Genomic DNA, 18,309 nt, shown 5'->3' on the forward strand with positions numbered 1-18,309 from the left:
GAGACGTGAGTGATGACCATGACTGGACACCCGCACCAAAGGAACCGGCGCCGACCCCTCGGGGTCCTGGCGCTGCTCCTCGCCGTGGTGGCCTCGGTACTCGGCCCCGCGACCAGCTCCTCGGCGGACCCCGGCTGGTGGAACCCGGTCGCACGGCCCGCGCCCGACTCCCAGATCAACGTCACGGGCGAGCCCTTCAAGGGGACCGACGCCCAGGGCAAGGTGCGCGGCTTCGTCGACGCGCACGACCACCTGATGTCCAACGAGGGCTTCGGCGGTCGTCTGATCTGCGGCAAGCCGTTCTCCGACCAGGGCATCGCCGACGCGCTCAAGGACTGCCCCGAGCACTACCCCGACGGCAGCCTCGCGATCTTCGACTTCATCACCAAGGGCGGCGACGGCAAGCACGACCCCGACGGCTGGCCGACCTTCAAGGACTGGCCCGCCCACGACTCCCTGACCCACCAGCAGAACTACTACGCCTGGGTCGAACGGGCCTGGCGCGGCGGCCAGCGGGTCCTCGTCAACGATCTCGTCACCAACGGCGTGATCTGCTCGGTCTACTTCTTCAAGGACCGCAGCTGTGACGAGATGACCGCCATCCGCCTGGAGGCGCAGAAGACCTACGACATGCAGGCCTTCGTCGACAAGATGTACGGCGGCCCGGGCAAGGGCTGGTTCCGGATCGTCACCGACTCCGCGCAGGCCCGCGACGTCATCGAGCAGGGCAAACTCGCCGTCGTCCTGGGCGTCGAGACCTCGGAGCCGTTCGGCTGCAAGCAGATCCTGGACGTCGCGCAGTGCAGCAAGGAGGACATCGACCGCGGCCTGGACGAGCTGCACCGCCTCGGCGTGCGCAGCATGTTCCTGTGCCACAAGTTCGACAACGCCCTGTGCGGGGTCCGCTTCGACCAGGGCGCCCTCGGTACGGCGATCAACGTGGGCCAGTTCCTGTCGACCGGCACCTTCTGGAAGACGGAGAAGTGCGCCGGCCCGCAGCACGACAACCCCATCGGGCTGGCGGCCGCGCCCTCGGCCCAGAAGGAACTCCCCCCGGGTGTCACGGTCCCCTCGTACGCCGCGGACGCCCAGTGCAACACGCGCGGACTCACGGACCTCGGTGAGTACGCGGTGCGCGGCATGATGAAACGCAAGATGATGCTGGAGATCGACCACATGAGCGTCAAGGCCGCGGGCCGGGCCTTCGACATCCTGGAGTCCGAGTCCTACCCGGGCGTGATCTCCTCGCACAGCTGGATGGACCTGGACTGGACGGAGCGGGTCTACAAGCTCGGCGGCTTCATCGCCCAGTACATGAGCGGCGCCGAGGCGTTCAGCGCGGAGGCGAAGCGGACGGACGCGCTGCGCGACAAATACAACGTCGGTTACGGCTACGGCACCGACATGAACGGGGTCGGCGGCTGGCCCGGGCCGCGCGGGGCGGACACCCCGAACCCGGTGCGCTATCCCTTCCGCAGCACCGACGGCGGCTCCGTCATCGACAAGCAGACCACCGGCCAGCGCACCTGGGACCTCAACACCGACGGCGCCTCGCACTACGGTCTGGTCCCCGACTGGATCGAGGACGTCCGGCTGGTCGGCGGACAGGGCGTGGTGGACGACCTGTTCAAGGGCGCCGAGTCCTACCTGACCACCTGGGGGAACTCCGAGCGGCACAAGTCCGGGGTGAACCTCGCGTCGGGCTCCCCCGCCTCGGCTTCGACCGCGCAGTGGTGGAACCCGTTCGTGGACTACTCACCGGGCCGCGCCGTGGACGGCGACACGGGCTCCCGCTGGGCCAGCGAGTGGAACGACAACCAGTGGCTGCGCATCGACCTCGGTTCCGCGAACCGGATCGGGCGCATCACCCTCGACTGGGAGCAGGCGTACGGGAAGGCGTACCGCATCGAGGTCTCCACGGACGACACCAACTGGCAGACCGTCTGGTCCACCACCGCCGGCGACGGCGGTCTGGACACGGCACGCTTCTCCGGGGTGTCGGCCCGCTACGTCCGCGTCCAGGGGCTCCAGCGGGCGACCCAGTGGGGCTACTCGCTCCACGAGGTCGGCGTCTACAGCAGCTGACAGCGGCGCGGTGCACGACCAAGGCCGTGCCGGGGCCGGCCGGATCAGCTCCTGATCCGGCCGGCCCCGGCGGCCTGCAAGCGAAAGGAACCACCATGGCACGGATGCCGTCGGCCGACCGGCGCCGCCAGCTGACCGAGGCCGCGATCCGCGCGATGACCCGCGACGGCGTCGCCCGGACGACCACCCGGTCGATCGCCGCCGAGGCGGGGGTGTCGCTGAGCGTCTTCCACTACTGCTTCGACTCCAAGCAGGCCCTGCTGGAGTCGGTCATCACGACGATCACCGATCACTACGTCGCCGTGGTGAAGGAGGCCATCCAGCCGAAGGCCACCCTCCGCGAAACCGTCCGGGCGGGCTTCCAGGCGTACTGGGACCACGTGTCGGCCCACCCGGGCGAGCACATGCTCACCTACGAACTCACCCAGTACGCCTTGCGCCAGCCGGGTTTCGAGCACCTGGCCCGGCGGCAGTACGAGCTGTACGCCGACACGTACACCGAGCTCGTCGAACACCTCTGCCACAGCATGGACTTCGAACTGCGGATACCCGTGCCCGCGCTGGCCCGCTACCTGGCGGCCATGACCGACGGGCTGACCCTGAGCCTGCTCGTCCTGGGCCCGGACGCGGCCTCGCCGGACCTCCTCGACGCGATCACCGACCAGGTCGCCGGCCTCGTCGGCGAGACCCCGGCGGCGACGTCCTGGGCGGCTGTGGACGGCAGCGATTGACCAACCGGCCTTACGAGCCGGTAACTTACCGTTGCCCAGGAGAGTCGACCCGACAGGGGGAACAGGCGCATGGCGGACCACGACCTGACCGGCTTCACGCAGAGCACCTTCACCCACGACGGCGCGACCCGCCGGGTACTGCGCCGGGGCACGGGACCCGCGGTGGTCGTGCTGGCGGAGATCCCGGGCATCACCCCCAAGATCCTGGAGTTCGCCGGGCACGTGGCGGCCGCCGGATGCACGGCCGTGCTCCCGGTGCTCTTCGGCACCCCCGGGCGGGACGCGGATCCCGCCGCGCGCGGCTGGCCGAGTGCCGCCCGCTACACCGCGTCCTCGCTGTGGCAGGTGTGCGTGAGCCGCGAGTTCACCCTGCTGGCCACGGGCCGCAGTTCGCGGGTCGTGCGCTGGCTGCGCGCCCTGGCCGCCGCCGAGCACGAGCGCTGCGGCGGCCCCGGGGTCGGCGCCGTCGGCATGTGCCTGACGGGCGGCTTCGCCCTGGCGATGGCCACGGACGAGCGCCTCCTCGCCCCGGTGCTGTCCCAGCCCTCGCTGCCGCTGGCCTGCACCCGGAGCCGTGCGGGCGGGATCGACATCAGCCCCGGGGAGCTCGCGGCCGTCCGCCTGCGCTGCGAGCGCGAGGGGCTCCAGGTGATGGGGCTGCGGTTCAGGGGTGACCGGCTGGTGCCCGGGGACCGGTTCGCGTACCTGCGGCGCGAACTCGGCGACGCGTTCGTCGCCGTCGAGCTCGACGACAGCGCGGCGAACCCCGACAGCGTCCTCCCCCCGCACTCCGTCCTGACCGAACATCTCGTGGACGAACCCGGGCAGCCCACACGCCAGGCGCTGGACGCCGTGCTCGACCTGTTCCGCACCCGGCTCCTGGCGGACAGTCCCCGCCCGGCCTCCTGACGCGCGGCGGCGCTGCCGCCGTCCGTACCACGGGCCTTCACGGGCCTTCACGGGCCGCGGCGGCTGCCGGGGGGTCAGCCGGGGTGTGCCGCCGTCACCTCGGCGAGGAGTTCGGGCAGCGTTCCGGGATGGTGCCGCAGTAGCGGGTAGAGCGCGGCCCACCGCTCAGCGGGAACATGGCCGCAGGCCCAGCGGGCCAGCAGGGCCGCGGTCTCCACGTGGAGGGCCGCGCGACCGCTCCAGGCCGCGCGGGAGACGTCCGCCCACCCGGACGTCTGGCCGACCCAGGAGGTCAGCACGCTCGCCGGGCGCACGAGCGGGACCGCCTCGCGCGCCGACAGCTGCCCGCGCTCGATCGCCGCGCCGAGGTGGCCGAGGGTCACGGCGTCCGGGTCGGTACGGGCGTCGTACGCGACGGGACGGGTCCGCAGGGTGTGCCGCGCCGACTCGGCGGTGTCCCCGAGCGGGCCGGTGTCGCCGGGCGGCGCCCACTCGGGCACCCAGCGGGTACGGGTCGCCCCGTACGGCTGTGGAGCCGCCGGTCCGGGTACGGGCGGCGGCAGCGGACGGCCCGGACGGGCGGGCCTTCCGGTCCGCAGGACGGCGCCCACCTCGGGCGGGCAGTCGGGACGCGCGCGCAGCAGTTCCGCCGCCGTTCGCGGCAGCCTGCAGCCGAGGCGGGCGGCGGCGATCAGACCCCAGTCGATCCGGTACGGCTCCTTGAGGATCGACCGCATGGCCTGCCCGGCGCGCCAGGGCCGGTGATCGGCGCGGTGCGCGGCCCGCAGGCGGCGCAGCAGGGCGCCGGTGCCGAGCCAGCGTTCGCTCACCGCGTCGAGGAACGGCTCGGTATCGGCCTCGGCGCAGGCCGCGACCACGTCGGCGCCGACCGGGTCCTCTCCGGCGCGGCCGGCGAGGGCCCTGTCGGCCGCGGCTGGGCCGGCGGCGGCTCGACCGGCGGCGGCTCGCTCGCCTCCGGGGCGGTCGCCCGCGGCTGGCTCGTCCGCGGCCCGGCCGCCCGACGCTCGGTCGGCGTGGGCCTGCCCGTCGCGCTCGGCCAGGGCTGCCGCCAGTCGGCGTACCCGGGCCGTTCCGCCGGCCGCGCGTACGGTGGCCCAGGCGGCCGCGCGTGCGGTCGGCCGGATCTTCCCGCGCGGGTCGAGGAGGGCCGCCGCCGCGAGTTCCGGGTCGGCCGACAGCAGGGCGCGCCGGTGGTGGTCCTCGCCGTACGCGCGGCCGGCCGCGGTGGCGGCGGGGTCCCGCAGCCGGAGCAGGCACGTCGTCTCGTAGGTCAGCCGGAGGTTGTCCCGCAGTGCCGCGTCGATCTCCGGGACGTCCAGCGCGAGCAGGGCCTGCTGGATGTCCCCGCCGCTGGTCGTGCGTGCGAGCGCGGCCCGCAGCCGGATGCCGCCCACGTGCACGACGGTGTCCGAGACGGGGGTGGGCGGGCCGAGGCCCGTGATGAAGAGGCCGGGATCGAGGGCGAGCCAGGCTTCCAGGGCGGCTGGGCGCTGGTGGTACGGGACCAGCGTGGCCAGACAGGTGAGGTGGAAGCGCACCGTCATCCGCTCGGAGGACGTCAGCTCCCCGGCCGACCGGCCTCGCGACTGCGGCTGCGGCTGCGGCTGCGGCTGCGGCTGCGGCTGCGGCTGCGGCTGCGGCTGCGCCGGCCGCTGCTCTTCCGGTGTGGACGCCACGGTCTCCCCCGTTCCGCCGCCCCTCCCCCGGCCGGCTCCCGCACCCTACAAGATCCACCCGCGATCGGACCGGCCCCGGCTCCGACTCCGGGCTCGGCCGCGCCTCCGGTCCCGCGTCCGGCTCCGGTCCCCCTTTCGGTGGGTCCGGGCATGCCGACGGCGCCCGCGCACAGCTGCGGGCGCCGTCGGACAGGAATCGCGGCGGGGCGGTACGGTCAGCCGCGGACGATGTTCTCCGCCTGCGGGCCCTTCTGGCCCTGCGTGATGTCGAACGACACCGTCTCGCCCTCCACCAGCTCGCGGTATCCGTTGCCGGAGATGTTCGAGTAATGGGCGAAGACGTCCGGTCCGCCCCCGGCCTGGGCGATGAAGCCGAAGCCCTTCTCGGAGTTGAACCACTTCACGGTGCCGTTGGCCATACCGGTCCCTCTGCTCAAGTCGGTGCGCGGCCCGGATCCGGACCGCACCGGCACCCCCGTCAGGGGCGCCCGATCCACTCCTCCCCGGACTCCGGGCCCGTTACACCCCCTGGACGGATCTCGTCCCTACTCCCGTCCGGAAACCGGTGGTTGGCGTCCGCAAGCCCTTTCCGGCAGCCGAGCCGCCCCACCGGCCGGTTCCAGCCAACCTCGCCGTCCCGTCGGCCCGTCCCTGCGGCCACCGCCGGACACGAGCCGCGGACAGGCCACGGCCGCCGGCGCCGAAAGGTCGGCCAGATCCGGCTGCTCCGGTAGCCGGCCTGCGCTGTACTCACTCCCTCCAGTTCCCTCACCCCGCGAACCGCCCCCTCCGCACACCGTGGAGCCGGGCTTCTCCGCCATGCCCCGGGGTGGGCCGAACTGGCCTCCGTACCAGCTCAGTTGAAGGAGCAGCAGCGTGTCCCAGAAGCAGGACGACACGGCGGAACCCGCCGCAACGCCCGCCCCGCCGGAGTTCACGTACACCTGGGGCCAGCACAACCGGACCATGGAGTCCATGTCGCTCGGGCAGATGGCCCGGCGCGTCCCCTCGGCCCTCGCGCAGACGGCCCGCCTCGCGCTCGCGGTCAACCGTCACGCGTTCGCCGTACTGGTCACCGCCCAGGTCCTTGGCGGGATCTGTACGGCCGCGGCGCTGGCCGCGGTCGCCCGCGCGATGGTCCCGCTGCTGAACGGCGGCGGGGTCGAGGAGCGCATCTCGGCCGCTTCCGGGCCGTTGCTCCTCGCCGCCGCGATGACCGCCCTCGGCGCCCTGTCCTCCATCGCCTCGGGGAGCGCGGCGCGCCGCCTGACTCCCAAGATGGCCACCCTCGCCGACCTCGCGATGGTCGACGCGCACATGGACGTGGAGCTCGCCGCCTACGACGCCCCCGACTTCACCGAGCGCTCCGAGGCCGCCGAGACCGGATCCGCCCGCTCCGCCATGCTCCTGCAGGACGCCCTGGGCTTCACCAGCGGCCTCATCGACATGGTCGCCGTCGCGTCGGTGCTCACCGTCGTGCACCCGGCGCTGCTGCCGCTGCTCCTGCTGTCGGTGATCCCCCGGGGCCTCGGGTCGGTCTACGCCGCCCGCCTCGACTACACCCTGCACAACCAGACGATCGCCGCCCGCAACATCAAGCACATGATGCGCTGGCACCTGACCACGCCGAAGCTGGCGGACGAGCTGCGCGGCAACAGCATGCGGCCGTACGCCCACCACTGGTACGCGGCCGTGTGCGAGGGCATCGACTCCAAGATGGTCAGTTCGGCGCCCCGCTACCTGACCGTGCACCTCATCGCCGCGACCGCTTCGGGCGCCTTCGTCGTCGCCACCTACGGGGCGCTCGCCGGACTGGTCATCGGCGGGTACATGGCGCTGGCCGCGGCCGGCACGGCGATCGTCGCCATGCGGACGTCGACGGCGGCCCTCAGTTCGCTCGTCGTGTACGGGGCGGCGATGTTCCAGCACGCGCTGTACCTCGGCGACTACGCCGGCTTCGTCAAGGAGGCCGCCGAGCAGTCCGGGCCGCGCGGCCCCCAGGTGATGGACACTGCGCCGGAGAAGATCCGGCTGGAGGAGGCCGCGTACACCTACCCGGGCAAGGACACGCCCGCGCTCGGGCCGCTCTCCCTCACCCTGTCCCGGGGCGAGGTCGTCGCCGTCGTCGGGGAGAACGGCGCCGGGAAGTCGACCCTGATCCGGCTGCTGACCTCGCTGACGGCCCCGACGGCGGGCACCGTCTCCTGGGACGGCGTCCCGACCTCCGACGCCGACCAGCGCACGGCGTGGCGGCACGTCGGCCTGGTGACGCAGAGCTACGGCTACTGGCCGTTCTCCGCGCGGGAGAACATCACCCTCGGCCAGCCCGGCCCGCGCGGCGAGGAGGCCGTCTGGGAGGCCCTGGACGCCGTCGGCATGCGCACGGCCGTCGAGGAGTTCCCGGACGGCCTGGACACGCTGCTCGCCCGTGCGGTCTGGGGAGGCCACGAGCCCTCCGGCGGCCAGTGGCAGCGTCTGGCCTGCGGACGGGCCTTCCACCGGAAGCCGGGCCTGCTGGTCATGGACGAGCCGACGAGCGCGATGGACCCGCGCGGGGAGCACAAGGTCTTCTCGGGGCTGCGGGACATGAAGGAGGACCGCATCACGGTGATCGTCACGCACCGGATGGAGAACTGCCGCCTGGCCGACCGCATCGTCGTCCTCGACGGCGGCCGGATCGTGGAGCAGGGTTCCTTCGACCAGCTCGTGGCCGTGCCGGGCGGCCAGTTCCGGGAGCTGTACGAGCTCGCGCAGGACCGGTGACCACCCCGTGGCCCCCTGACCGGCCGACTTCCTGACCTCCTGACCGCGCGGGGTGATGCGGAGCACCACGGCCGGGCCGGCGCGTGCTCCGCGTCTCCGCGTCTCCCCACCATCAGCGAAGGCCTTCGGTGAGCAACTCGGAGAGGTGATCGGTGAATGCGGTGATCCGGTCCAGGCGCGGTCCGCCTCGGGCGACCCGGAACCCGTGGCGACGGCCCCAGAAGGCGGCCTGGACGGCATGGAACTGGGCCCACCGCCGCGCGCGTTCGCGATCGAGTTCCGCCGCCTCGGTGAAGGCGTCCAGCGTGCGGTGGACCGCCTTGCGCAGGTCGTCGGCCGCGAGGAGTGCCAGCGCGCGGGACTTGAGCAGGGTGCCCCCGTCGTAGGCGGGGTCGCCCGCGTACCCCTTGGGGGACGGCCAGCCAGGGCTCGCGATCGGCGCGCAGGATGTTCCTGGCGTGCAGGTCGCCGTGGATGAGGGTGTCCGGCTGTACGCGGCCCAGTTCGCGTACGGTCGCCACCGCGGCGTCGACCACGTGGGCGGGCAGCCGGTGCGTCAGCTGCCCGGCGTCCTTGCGCAGTTCCTCCTCCCAGAGCTCCGCCCGCTCACGCAGCCGCGGCAGGCCGGGCGGCGCGGGGACGGCCAGGCGGCGGCTGATCCGCCCGGCGACGGTCGCCACCTCGTCGCCGTCCTCGACCTCCACGAGGGCCGACGGCCGCACCCGCTCCAGCAGCATCGCGAAGCGCGCGTCGTCCCGCTCGTGCAGGCCGACGGCTCCGCGCCCGCCCCACGCCTCCAGCGCGTCCGGCTCGTGGACGTTGCCGGGGTGCGGGAAGGACACCTTGAGTACGGCGGCGCCCTCGGCCCGCCGTCGTACCGGGACGATCACGCCGACGCCGCCGTGCATGACGTCCCCGTCCGGCACGCACTCCCAGCGCCCCAGCAACTCGTACACGATCCCGGGCAGCTCGGCGAGCCACGCCGCACCGGGCGTTCCTTCCCGCTCGACGGTGCTCCGCGCGAACGCCTCCGGAATCCTGATCACCGGGGCAGCCTAGAGGGGCTGTCGGCTTCGGCTCCACCACGGCAGTTAGGTGTAGGGGCCTGCGAACTCCCGGGTACCGGGCGGGAGTAACCTACCTGGGTCAAGATCCACACACAGGGGGACGAGTAGCAGTGAGCAGAGAGCAGGAGCCCGGGTACGGCTGGCAGGCGCCGCCTTCGGGAAGCTGGCAGGCCGGCCCGCCCGCGGCCGCCCCGGCCCCCGCCCCCGGAGGTGGCTCGTCCCACCGGGGGGCCTGGATCGGGGCCGGCGCGACCCTGGCGGCCGCGGTGATCACGGTGTTCGGGGCGTACTTGCTGGTCCCCGGCAAGACCGGAGCCGACAACAAGCCGCCGGTGGCACAGGTGCCCCCGGCCTCGCCCTCGCCCTCGCCCTCGTCCTCCCCCTCGGCCGCGGCTCCGGCCGCTGCGGACAGTCCGAGCGGTCCGAGCACTCCGTCGGCTGCGAGTCCGTCCGCGTCGGCCCCTGCGGCGAAGGCGGCCGGGACGGTGCGGTGGGAGGGTTCGCTGGTCATCACGTACACCGAGGACAAGGACCTGGACTCCACGCCGCCGGTACGGTCCGAGATCAACGCCGACAACGACTTCAGCGTCTTCGAGTTCGGCGACCGCAGGCTGCGCCCCGAGCGCGGGGCGAAGGCGATGCTGTGGGCGGACAGCAAGAAGGTCCCCTCCTACGCCGACTGCGCGGCCGTGGTCGACACCCAGGCCACGGGCAAGGACATGCCCCTGAAGACGGGCATGACCGTGTGCGCCAAGACCGACGAGGGCAGAGTCGCCCGGCTGACGGCCAAGGAGACGTCCGGGCAGGCGTCCGACACCCAGGGCACCTTCGACGTCGTGGTGTGGGACAAGAGCTGACCCCGTAGACGCGCCGGGGCGCGGCACGACAGGCCGCCGCGCACAGGCTGCCGCGCACCGGCCGCCGCGCACCGGCCGCCGGGCTGACTGAGTTATCGGTCAGTAGGTGGTGGCTTCCCTCGAACGGTCCGATCATGGGGACATGGGCGCCGAACGTGACGGCGGCGCCGGCCGCGGCCCCTCGGTCGCGGCCCGGCGCGCGCTCCGCACCACTCTCGCCGCGTGTGCCGGGTTCTTCGTGTGCCTGTACGGGCTGGACCGGCCGGTGGCGGCGACCTACGCCCTGTTCTCGGCCGTCTCGATGGCGGCCCTCTCCCACATCCCCGGCACCGGGCCCCAGCGGGCGGCCGTCATCGTCAGGACGGCGCCAGCGGTCTGGGTCCTGCTGACGGCCGGCACCTACCTCGCCGTACGGACCTGGAGCGCCGTGGCGGGGATGCTGGTGATCGGCTTCGTCCTGGCCTTCGTGGCGGCCGCCGGGCCCCGGGCCGCGGGCGCGGCTCCCGGGCTGCAACTGCTCTACATCCTGCCGTGCTTCCCGCCCTACGCGCCCGACACCCTCCTCGAACGCCTCGCGGGGGCGACCCTCGGGCTGGTGCTGCTGGTCCTCGCCGAGGCGTTCCTGCTGCCCGAGCGGCCCGGCCCCTCCTACCGGCGGCTGGCCTCCGAGGCCGCCGGCACCGCCGCCCGCTGCGCGGACGAGCTCGGCCGGCCGCCGTACACACTGTCCGCCGCCTCGGCCGCGGCCGCCCGGGCGGCCGGCGAGGCCCTGCGGCCCTTCCGGGTCGGCGAGGCCGAACGTCCCGCCGGGCCCGGCCTGCGGGACCGGGCGCTCGCCCACGCGGGTCTGGCCGCCCGTACGCTCCTCGCCCGGCTGGTGATCCTGCCCGCCGCGCCGCCGGGCGATCCGCCACCGGAGCAGGGGCCGGAGGTGCTGCCCGAGCTGCGCGGGGCCGCCGCCGAGACCGCTGCCCTGCTCGGCGGAGCCGGCCCCGGGGCCGGCGACGCGGCCGGCGCCCTGCGGCGCGTACGGGAGGCGGCCGCGGCGGCGGACAGCCATCCGTCGACCGCCGCGTGGGGCCGGCGCCGGGCGGCGCTGCTGGAGGTGGCGGACGCGGCCCTGGCCTTCTCCACGGCGGCCCGGCTCGCGGTACTGGGCCGCGCCGCACGGGCCTCGGCCGAGACCGACCCCGGCCGTTTCTGGTACGCCGGGCAGCGCGCGCCCCGGCTGTGGTGGCACCGGCTGGCAGCACACGCCGGGCCGCGTTCGGTGCACTTCCAGAACGCCGTCCGGATCAGCCTCGCGCTCGCGGCCGCCCGTGCGGTCGCGGGCGTGGACTCGCTGCCCCACGGCTTCTGGGCCATGCTGGCCGTCCTCTCCCTGACCCGGACCACCGCCTCGCAGACCCGGGTGAGCGTACGTCAGGCGCTCACCGGCACCCTGCTGGGCGCCCTGGTGGCCGCCGTGGCCCTCGCCCTGGTCGGCGGGCACACCACCGTCTACGCCGTCGCGCTGCCGGTCGTCATGCTCGTCGCGTTCCGGGTGGGGCCGGTGCGGGGCGTGGGCTGGGCGCAGGGCATGTTCACGGTGGTGGTGTCCTTCGCCTTCGCGCAGCTGGCCCCGGTGACCTGGCGGCTGGCCGAGGTGCGGGTCCTGGACGTGGTCATCGGCAGCCTGATCGGCGTCGTGTTCGGGCTGCTCGCCTGGCCCCGGGGTGCGCACGAGGAGCTGCACCGGGCGGTCGCACTGCTGCTCGGGCGGGCCGCCGGCACGGTCGAGAGCACTACGGCCGCGGTGGCGGCGGGCGGACCGGGCAGCGCCCCCGACGACCGGCCGCTCCAGCACGCGCTGTCGCTGGCGGAGTCCGCGTTCGCGCAGTTCCAGAGCGAGCCCCGGGCGCCCGTCGGCGCCGCGTCGGACTGGCAGGCGGCCATGATGACCGGCCATCACGTGCTGTGGGGTTCGCGGCGGCTCCTCGGCCGGGGAGGTCCGGCCCCCGGCGAGGAGGACGGGGCGTGGCTACGGGCCTACGGGGCCGGGGTGGCCACCCGGCTGCGCGGGGCGGCGGACCGGGCGGAGAGGGCGACGCCGGCCGAACCGGCGGGGCGGGCGGAACCGGAGGAACCGGCGGCACCGGCCGAAGCGGGGGAACCGGCGGACCGGGCCGGGCCCGCCGACCGGCCCGGCCCCGTACCGGGGTTCGGCTCACCGCGGTTCTTCGCCGCCGTCGCCTGGCTCGACTCGCTCACCACCGACGTCGAGCGCATGGCCACCCCCGGCCCCCCGGTCCGGGCCGACAAGGCCTGACCGGGGGGCAGGACCGACGCCGGTGCGGGGAGCCGCCGGCCGTGTCAGCGGGAGGCCAGGACGCAGAACTCGTTGCCCTCGGGGTCGGCGAGGACGACCCAGGTCACGTCATCTCCCTGGCCGATGTCGGCGCGGCGGGCACCGTGCTCCAACAGGCGCTGGACCTCCGCCTCCTGGTCGTCGGGGCGGAAGTCCAGGTGAAGGCGGTTCTTGACCGTCCTGGCGTCCGGCACGGGGACGAAGACCAAGCCGGGCAGCCTCTTGGGCTCGGGCCTGACCTCGTACTCCTCCGGTGAGTCGTTCACGACGGCCCATCCCAGGGCCTGTGCCCACCACCGGCCGAGGGCGGCCGGGTCCCGGGCGTCCACGACGGTCTGTTCCCATTCCAGCGCCATGCGCGGAGCCTAGTCCGCGCAGCCGCCGTCCCTTCCGCCCCACGCCGGTGCCCGGCGGTCAGGCCTCAGGGCGCCATCTCGTACGCCCCGGCCAGCGCCTCCACGCGCTCCCACACGCGGGCCGAGCGGTCGGCGTCGACGACCGGGCGGCGGACCGCGCCGAGCGCCCAGCTCTGCTGGTCCGCGGTGGCGGAGTCCTTGCCGTACAGCTCGACCGCGTGGGCCGAGAAGTCGCGTACGAGGACGCCGAACAGCTCGTCGAGGACGTCCTCGTCGAGCCCGGTCAGGCGCGCCTGCTCCAGGATCAGCTGCCCGTGCACCACCAGGGCGAACAGCTGGCCCACGGAGAGGAGGAGGTCGAGGTCGCGGCTCTGCTCCTCGTCGGGCGCGGCGGTGGTGACGAACGCGCACAGGGCGTCGGCCTGCTCGCGGAAGCGGCTGACGTTGGGGACGGCGGCGTACGCGTCGTAGGCGGGGCGCCAGTCGTGGAAGCGTACGGAGCCCAGACCGCGGGCCGGGCCCTGCTGGAAGAGGAAGGCGTCGTCGGCCGCGTCGAGCCGGGTCGGCACGGGGGCGTACTCGGCCGGGGCCAGCAGGTGGTTGCGCATGAACTTGAGGATCAGGGCGAGGTTTACGTGGACCGTGCCCTCCAGCTTCGGCAGGCCGCGGATCTCGACGGCCGCCTGGGCGAAGTAGGTGTCCTTCTCGAAGCCCTTGGCCGCGATGACGTCCCACATCAGGTCGATGACCTTCTCGCCCTCCGTGGTCACCTTCATCTTGGTCATCGGGTTGAACAGCAGGTAGCGGCGGTCGTCGGGGCCGGCGGAGCGGAAGTAGTCGACGGCGCGGTCGCTGAACAGCTTCATCCCGACGAGGCGGACGTAGGCGTCGGCCAGTTCGCGGCGCACGTGCGGGAAGGCGGTGACGGGACGGCCGTAGAGGATGCGGTTCTGCGCGTGGGTGACGGCCTCGTACATCGCGTGCTCGCAGATGCCGATCGAGGCGGTGCAGAGGTTGAACTTGCCGACGTTGACCGTGTTGAGGGCGGCGTCGAAGGCGGCGCGGCCGGTGTGCAGGACGTCTTCGGCGCCGACCGGGTAGTCCTCCAGGCGGAACTCGCTGACGTACTTGGAGGAGTCGACGACGTTCTTCACGAGGTGGTACGCCGGGTGGCGGCTGTCGGCGGCGAAGAAGACGTAGCCGTCGGGGCCTTCCACGTCGGTGCGGCGGCCGAAGACGGAGACGAGGCCGGCCGCGTTGCCGTTGCCGATGTAGTACTTGGAGCCGGTGGCGCGGAAGCCGCCGTCACCATCGGGCTCCAGCAGCATGTCGGTGGAGTAGATGTCGGCGCCGTGGGTCTTCTCGGAGAGTCCGAAGGCGAACACCTCGCCCTCGGAGAGGAGTTCGGCGGCTCGGCTGCGGGCGGCGGCGTTGTCGCTCTGCCAGACCGGGCCGAGGCCGAGGATGGTGACCTGCCACGCGTACCAGTAGTCCAGGCCGTAGAAGCCGAAGATCTCGTTGAGGGCCGCGATCCGCGCGGTGTCCCAGCGCTTGTCCGGCTCCTCGTCGCCGGCGGCGGGGGCCGGGGTCAGGAACGTCGCGAAGAGCCCCTCCTTCGCGGAGAACGCGAGGAAGTCCGCCAGCCAGGCACGCGAGCGGTAGTCCTCGATCAGCCTGCGCTTGCCGCGGTCCTCGAACCAGTCGACGGTGGCGCGCAGCAGCCAGCGGGTCTCGGGGTCGAAGTGCGCGGGGTCGTAGGTGCGCGGGTTGAACAGCAGCGGGTCGGACATGAGGGGTCCCTTTCAGGTCGGGATCGGGAGGACGGGGCGCCGGACCGGGAGGGGCCGGCGCGGCGGAGCAGAGCCGGGCCGGCCGGGCTCGGATCAGCCCGGGCCGGGGCCGGCCGGGTCAGTGCTCGGCGAGCCGGTGGAGCGTGTCCAGGACGTCCTGGAGCCAGGCGAGTTGCATCCGCTCGTAGGCGATGCCGCCGCGGAGGACCACGTGCTGGAGCTCCCGCCCGGCGTCGGACACCGCGGGGGCGTCCGGGCCGGTGAAGTCGCGCAGTTCCCCCGCGAGGTAGTGGGTGAGCCGGTCGGCGTGCGCCCGGTGGTGCCGCTCGACCTCGCGGATCAGCGCGGCCGGGTCGTCGTAGGCCGCGCCGCGGATCTTCACGGCGAGCTCGTGCCGGACGCTGTCGGGCTGGATCGGCTCGTGGAGCCAGGCGGAGAGGGCGGACCGGCCCGCCGCGGCGACCGAGTACTCCTTCTTGTCCGGCCTCGTCCGCTGCGCCACTTCGAGGACGTCGATCCAGCCGTCGCCCTCCATGCGCTTGAGCACGCGGTAGATCTGCTGGTGGGTGGCGGTCCAGAAGTAGCCGATGGAGCGGTCGAACCGACGGGCCAGCTCGTAGCCGGAGCCCGGCTTCTCCAGGAGGGAGACGAGGATCGCGTGCTCGAGTGCCATGCCCCGATCCTTCTATGCAACTCGTTGCATAGACAAGCGGCACCGCGCGGGTGAGACGCGGCTCACGCGGCAGGTGTCCGCCCCGACGGAGGCCGGTACGGCCGGCCGGGTCCCCTGCGCGGGTGATCAAGTGCGGCGCGCCCTCCGCATTCGGGCGCCATAACAGGCAATCGTCGCATTGTCGTATATAGCGTCACCGTGCTGCCCCTTACGCCGCGGCAGTACGTGCCGAGGCACCGTCAGGAGAAGAGAGGCCCTCATGAGCCGCATGCCGCGCAGTGACCACGCAGAGGAGCCGCCGCCGGGCCGACCACGGCGCCGGGGCTGGCGACGCCTGGCCGTCCTGGCCGTCGTCCCGCTGCTGGCCCTGGCCGTCACGTCGGCCAGCGCGCAGGGCGTGTGGGTCACCGTCCCGACGATCCCGACTCCTCGCAACGCCCTGGCGGCCGCTACGGCGCACTGCCCCGAAGGCCTGCACGGAACCTGTGTGTACACCGTCGGCGGCGACCTCGGCCCCGACCGGTTCGAGGCGTACAGCCCGCACACCAACGTGTGGGCCACACTGCCCCCGCTGAAGACGCCTCGTGTCTCCGTCGCCTCATCGACGGCCCCCTGCCCGGACGGGGTGAGGGGCGACTGCGTGTACGCCGTCGGGGGTACGGTCGGAACCACAGCCGTTGCCACCGCGGAGGCGTTCAGCACGGAGACGGGCACCTGGCTGACGCTGCCCCCCATGCCGACCGCCCGCGCCGGTGCGGCGGCGGCCACCGCACCGTGCGCCGACGGGCTGGGGCTGAGGGGGACGTGCGTGTACGTCTTCGGCGGCAACGACCTCATCAACCCGGTACACAACACAGTGGAGGCCTACAGTCCGGCCACCGGCACCTGGGCCACCGTGGCTGACCTCCAGATCCCCCGCGTGGCCCACGGTGGTGCGGCAGCCCCCTGCCCGGGGGCTCTCGGGTTGCGCGGCACCTGTGTGTACGCCATGGGCGGATCCAACGACACCGCCAGCGCCCTCCCCTCGGCAGAGGTGTACAGCCCCGTCCTGAACGGCTGGATGCACCTGCCCGACATGCCCACCGGACGCGACGACTGGGTCGCTGCGGCGACGGCGCCCTGCCCCGAGGGGCTGAGGGGGCAGTGCGTGTACGTCCTGGGCGGGCTCGGCACCGCCGGCACCCTGGACACGGTCGAGGCCTACAGCACTGTCGCCAACACCTGGGTGACCATGCCCTCCATGCCCACGCCGCACCGGGAACTCGCCGCCGCACACGCACCGTGTCCCAAGAACAAGAAGCAGGACTGCGTGTACGCGATCGCCGGACGCAGCGACGCCGGCAGCACCCCCGCGCCTACGGAGGCACTCGCGATCGAACGCGCGCGGGCCACGCACCACCCGAAGCCGGAGCCGAAGCCCACGGCTACAGCCACACCGTCGGCACCCAAGCCGGCGCCCTCGGCCCGGCCGTCGGCCCGGCCCTCGGCGCCGACCGATCCCTTCGGTGAGGCCGCGCCCGACCGGATGGCGACTCCCGCTCCCGGCCCCACGACGGCCGACGCACCCTCACCCGTGCCGGCGCCCGCCCCCGCGGTGACGCCCGGCTCGTCGCCCTCTCCGACCCCGACCCCGGTCGCCACCCCCGCCCCCACGCCCAGCCCGAAGCCGAGCCTTAAGCCCACGCCGATCAGCACGCCGGTCACCACGATCGGCCTCCGGCCCTGAGCCACCCGCGACACCCCTCCGGGCCGGCGCCCCCACGGCACCGGCCCGCCGCGGTCCGGGCGGAAACCCGGTCCCGGTGCTCTAGGTCCTGTCCGGGCGATCTTCGTGGATCAGCCCGCGTCGTCCGGTGCGGTGCATCGCAAGGCGGAGGATCGCAGCTCGTACTCGGCCGTACTCGCGCGGTCCGACAACGCGGCGAGGCGCCGTGCCAGGCGGCGCGGGCCCGCGAAGATCGCCCGGACAGGGCCTAGAGGACCCCTTCCGCCTCCCGCCGCGCAGCCGTGAGGATGTGCGCGGCCAGGTCGGAGCGGCCTTCCCGTTCCATCGTGAGTGCCAGGCGGCGCCGGAACCCCTCCAGCAGTTGCGGGGCCTCACCGGGCTCGACCGATCCGCGGCGCAGCGCGATGTCGAGTGCCTGCCGGAAACCGTCGGTGTCGACTTCCATCTTGCGCCGGTAGTAGTCGGGGCCGATCCGGCTCCGGTCGGCGGACCCCGCCACCCCCTGCGGGATCCGGTACTGGGCCGGGATCTCGGGGTCGTACTTGAACGAGGTGCCGCCCGCCGCCATGCGCAGCCAGGCGTGCGCATCCTCCGAGGCCCGCACTTCGGGGAACGGGTACGCCGACGCCAGGCCGGTGCGGACCGAGACGGTGGAGGTCAGTGAGGTGTAGCCGGTCTCCGCACCGATCCGGATCCAGGCGTTCGGCCCCTCGACCGGCCGGTCGTGCGAGTCGAGGACCTCCCGTACCGAGGGCGTCAGCCGCTCCCGGGCGACGGGCCGTCCGTTCTCGTCGATGACGCGGAACGTCGAGTAGAGGAAGTCCACCTCGGGGTGCTCGGCGAAGACCTGCCGGGTCCGTTCGAGCCGCCGCGGGTGCGCGATGTCGTCCGCGTCGAGGAAGAGGACGAACGGCGCGCCCTGGGCCGCGGCCCAGCGGACCCCCACGTTGCGGCAGAAGCCCTGCCCCCGGTTGACGTCCTGCTGCAGGACTGTCACCCGCTCGCGGTCCGCCTCCTGGAGCACCCGGACCCGCTCACGGTCCCTGCGGTGCGGGGATCCGTCGTCGACCACGACCAGCCGCCAGGACGGGTCGGTCTGCTCCCGCAGGCTCGCGACGGCCTCGCGGAGATGGTCATGGGCCCCGGTCCCGGAACCGTCGCTGTAGTGCGGCATGACGAAGGTGGCCGTCCCGGCCGTGAAGCGGTCGCGGTGCATGGCCTGCAGTCCTTCCGGAGGGGCGGGGGACACCTCGGTGCGGCACCTTCGCCTTCACCACTGCGCACCCCCTGTGATGACCGGCCATCCGC

At 73.6% G+C, this 18,309-nt stretch carries 13 protein-coding genes and 1 pseudogene; 7 read left to right on the forward strand and 7 right to left on the reverse strand.

All coding sequences use genetic code 11. The annotated features are described in order from the left end of the window. Nucleotides 1-12 precede the first annotated feature (12 nt). The 3 genes from AB0D94_RS10680 to AB0D94_RS10690 all read left to right on the forward strand — a co-directional run bounded on the left by AB0D94_RS10680 (nt 13) and on the right by AB0D94_RS10690 (nt 3,725). The gene (locus AB0D94_RS10680) at nt 13-2,085 is read left to right on the forward strand and encodes a discoidin domain-containing protein (protein WP_362048832.1); all 2,073 of its coding nucleotides are present in this window, start codon (nt 13-15) and stop codon (nt 2,083-2,085) included. Between the two features lie 95 nt (nt 2,086-2,180). Then, a complete protein-coding gene (locus AB0D94_RS10685) occupies nt 2,181-2,816 on the forward strand; it encodes a TetR/AcrR family transcriptional regulator (RefSeq protein WP_362048835.1) in 636 nt (211 codons plus the stop codon). A gap of 69 nt (nt 2,817-2,885) precedes the next feature. After that, nucleotides 2,886-3,725 (forward strand): dienelactone hydrolase family protein, encoded by an 840-nt coding sequence (locus AB0D94_RS10690; protein ID WP_362048838.1) that lies wholly within the window; start codon nt 2,886-2,888, stop codon nt 3,723-3,725. A gap of 74 nt (nt 3,726-3,799) precedes the next feature. Here AB0D94_RS10690 and AB0D94_RS10695 read toward each other — a convergent pair whose 3' ends face one another. Both AB0D94_RS10695 and AB0D94_RS10700 read right to left on the reverse strand, forming a co-directional pair. Beyond that, entirely contained in the window at nt 3,800-5,422 is a 1,623-nt protein-coding gene (locus tag AB0D94_RS10695; RefSeq protein WP_362048841.1) for a hypothetical protein, read from the reverse strand. 215 nt (nt 5,423-5,637) lie between these two features. Next, nucleotides 5,638-5,841 carry a cold-shock protein gene (locus tag AB0D94_RS10700; RefSeq protein WP_362048844.1) on the reverse strand — a complete coding sequence of 68 codons (204 nt, stop codon included), beginning with the start codon at nt 5,839-5,841 and terminating at the stop codon, nt 5,638-5,640. Between the two features lie 457 nt (nt 5,842-6,298). Between AB0D94_RS10700 and AB0D94_RS10705 the strand changes: the two genes are divergently transcribed. After that, the gene (locus AB0D94_RS10705) at nt 6,299-8,185 is read left to right on the forward strand and encodes an ATP-binding cassette domain-containing protein (RefSeq protein ID WP_362048847.1); all 1,887 of its coding nucleotides are present in this window, start codon (nt 6,299-6,301) and stop codon (nt 8,183-8,185) included. 112 nt (nt 8,186-8,297) lie between these two features. On the opposite strand, the pseudogene AB0D94_RS10710 reads toward AB0D94_RS10705, so the two are convergent. Continuing rightward, nucleotides 8,298-9,231: pseudogene (locus AB0D94_RS10710) on the reverse strand (aminoglycoside phosphotransferase family protein). A gap of 131 nt (nt 9,232-9,362) precedes the next feature. Between AB0D94_RS10710 and AB0D94_RS10715 the strand changes: the two are divergent. Together AB0D94_RS10715 and AB0D94_RS10720 are read left to right on the forward strand one after the other, a co-directional pair. After that, nucleotides 9,363-10,109 carry a hypothetical protein gene (locus tag AB0D94_RS10715; protein ID WP_362048850.1) on the forward strand — a complete coding sequence of 249 codons (747 nt, stop codon included), beginning with the start codon at nt 9,363-9,365 and terminating at the stop codon, nt 10,107-10,109. 142 nt (nt 10,110-10,251) lie between these two features. Beyond that, on the forward strand, nt 10,252-12,417 hold the full coding sequence (locus AB0D94_RS10720; protein WP_362048853.1) for an FUSC family protein: 2,166 nt from the start codon (nt 10,252-10,254) through the stop codon (nt 12,415-12,417). 44 nt (nt 12,418-12,461) lie between these two features. Here the strand turns inward: AB0D94_RS10720 and AB0D94_RS10725 are convergent, their stop codons facing one another. From AB0D94_RS10725 to AB0D94_RS10735, 3 genes are all read right to left on the reverse strand, one after another. Further along, nucleotides 12,462-12,812: a VOC family protein gene (locus tag AB0D94_RS10725; RefSeq protein WP_362048856.1), complete on the reverse strand. Its 351-nt coding sequence runs from the start codon at nt 12,810-12,812 to the stop codon at nt 12,462-12,464. Nucleotides 12,813-12,877: 65 nt separating this feature from the next. After that, nucleotides 12,878-14,602: an acyl-CoA dehydrogenase family protein gene (locus AB0D94_RS10730; protein ID WP_362048859.1), complete on the reverse strand. Its 1,725-nt coding sequence runs from the start codon at nt 14,600-14,602 to the stop codon at nt 12,878-12,880. Between the two features lie 118 nt (nt 14,603-14,720). Next, nucleotides 14,721-15,275, reverse strand: a complete 555-nt coding sequence (locus tag AB0D94_RS10735) for a PadR family transcriptional regulator (protein ID WP_362048862.1) — start codon at nt 15,273-15,275, stop codon at nt 14,721-14,723. Between the two features lie 259 nt (nt 15,276-15,534). On the opposite strand from AB0D94_RS10735, the gene AB0D94_RS10740 reads away from it, so the two are divergent. Next, nucleotides 15,535-17,001: a kelch repeat-containing protein gene (locus tag AB0D94_RS10740; RefSeq protein WP_362048865.1), complete on the forward strand. Its 1,467-nt coding sequence runs from the start codon at nt 15,535-15,537 to the stop codon at nt 16,999-17,001. Between the two features lie 247 nt (nt 17,002-17,248). On the opposite strand, the gene AB0D94_RS10745 is transcribed toward AB0D94_RS10740, so the two are convergent. After that, nucleotides 17,249-18,217 carry a glycosyltransferase family A protein gene (locus tag AB0D94_RS10745; protein ID WP_362048868.1) on the reverse strand — a complete coding sequence of 323 codons (969 nt, stop codon included), beginning with the start codon at nt 18,215-18,217 and terminating at the stop codon, nt 17,249-17,251. Between the last annotated feature and the right edge of the window lie 92 nt (nt 18,218-18,309).

This window comes from Streptomyces sp. NPDC048255, from assembly GCF_040652415.1.
In the GTDB taxonomy this organism is placed as follows: domain Bacteria; phylum Actinomycetota; class Actinomycetes; order Streptomycetales; family Streptomycetaceae; genus Streptomyces.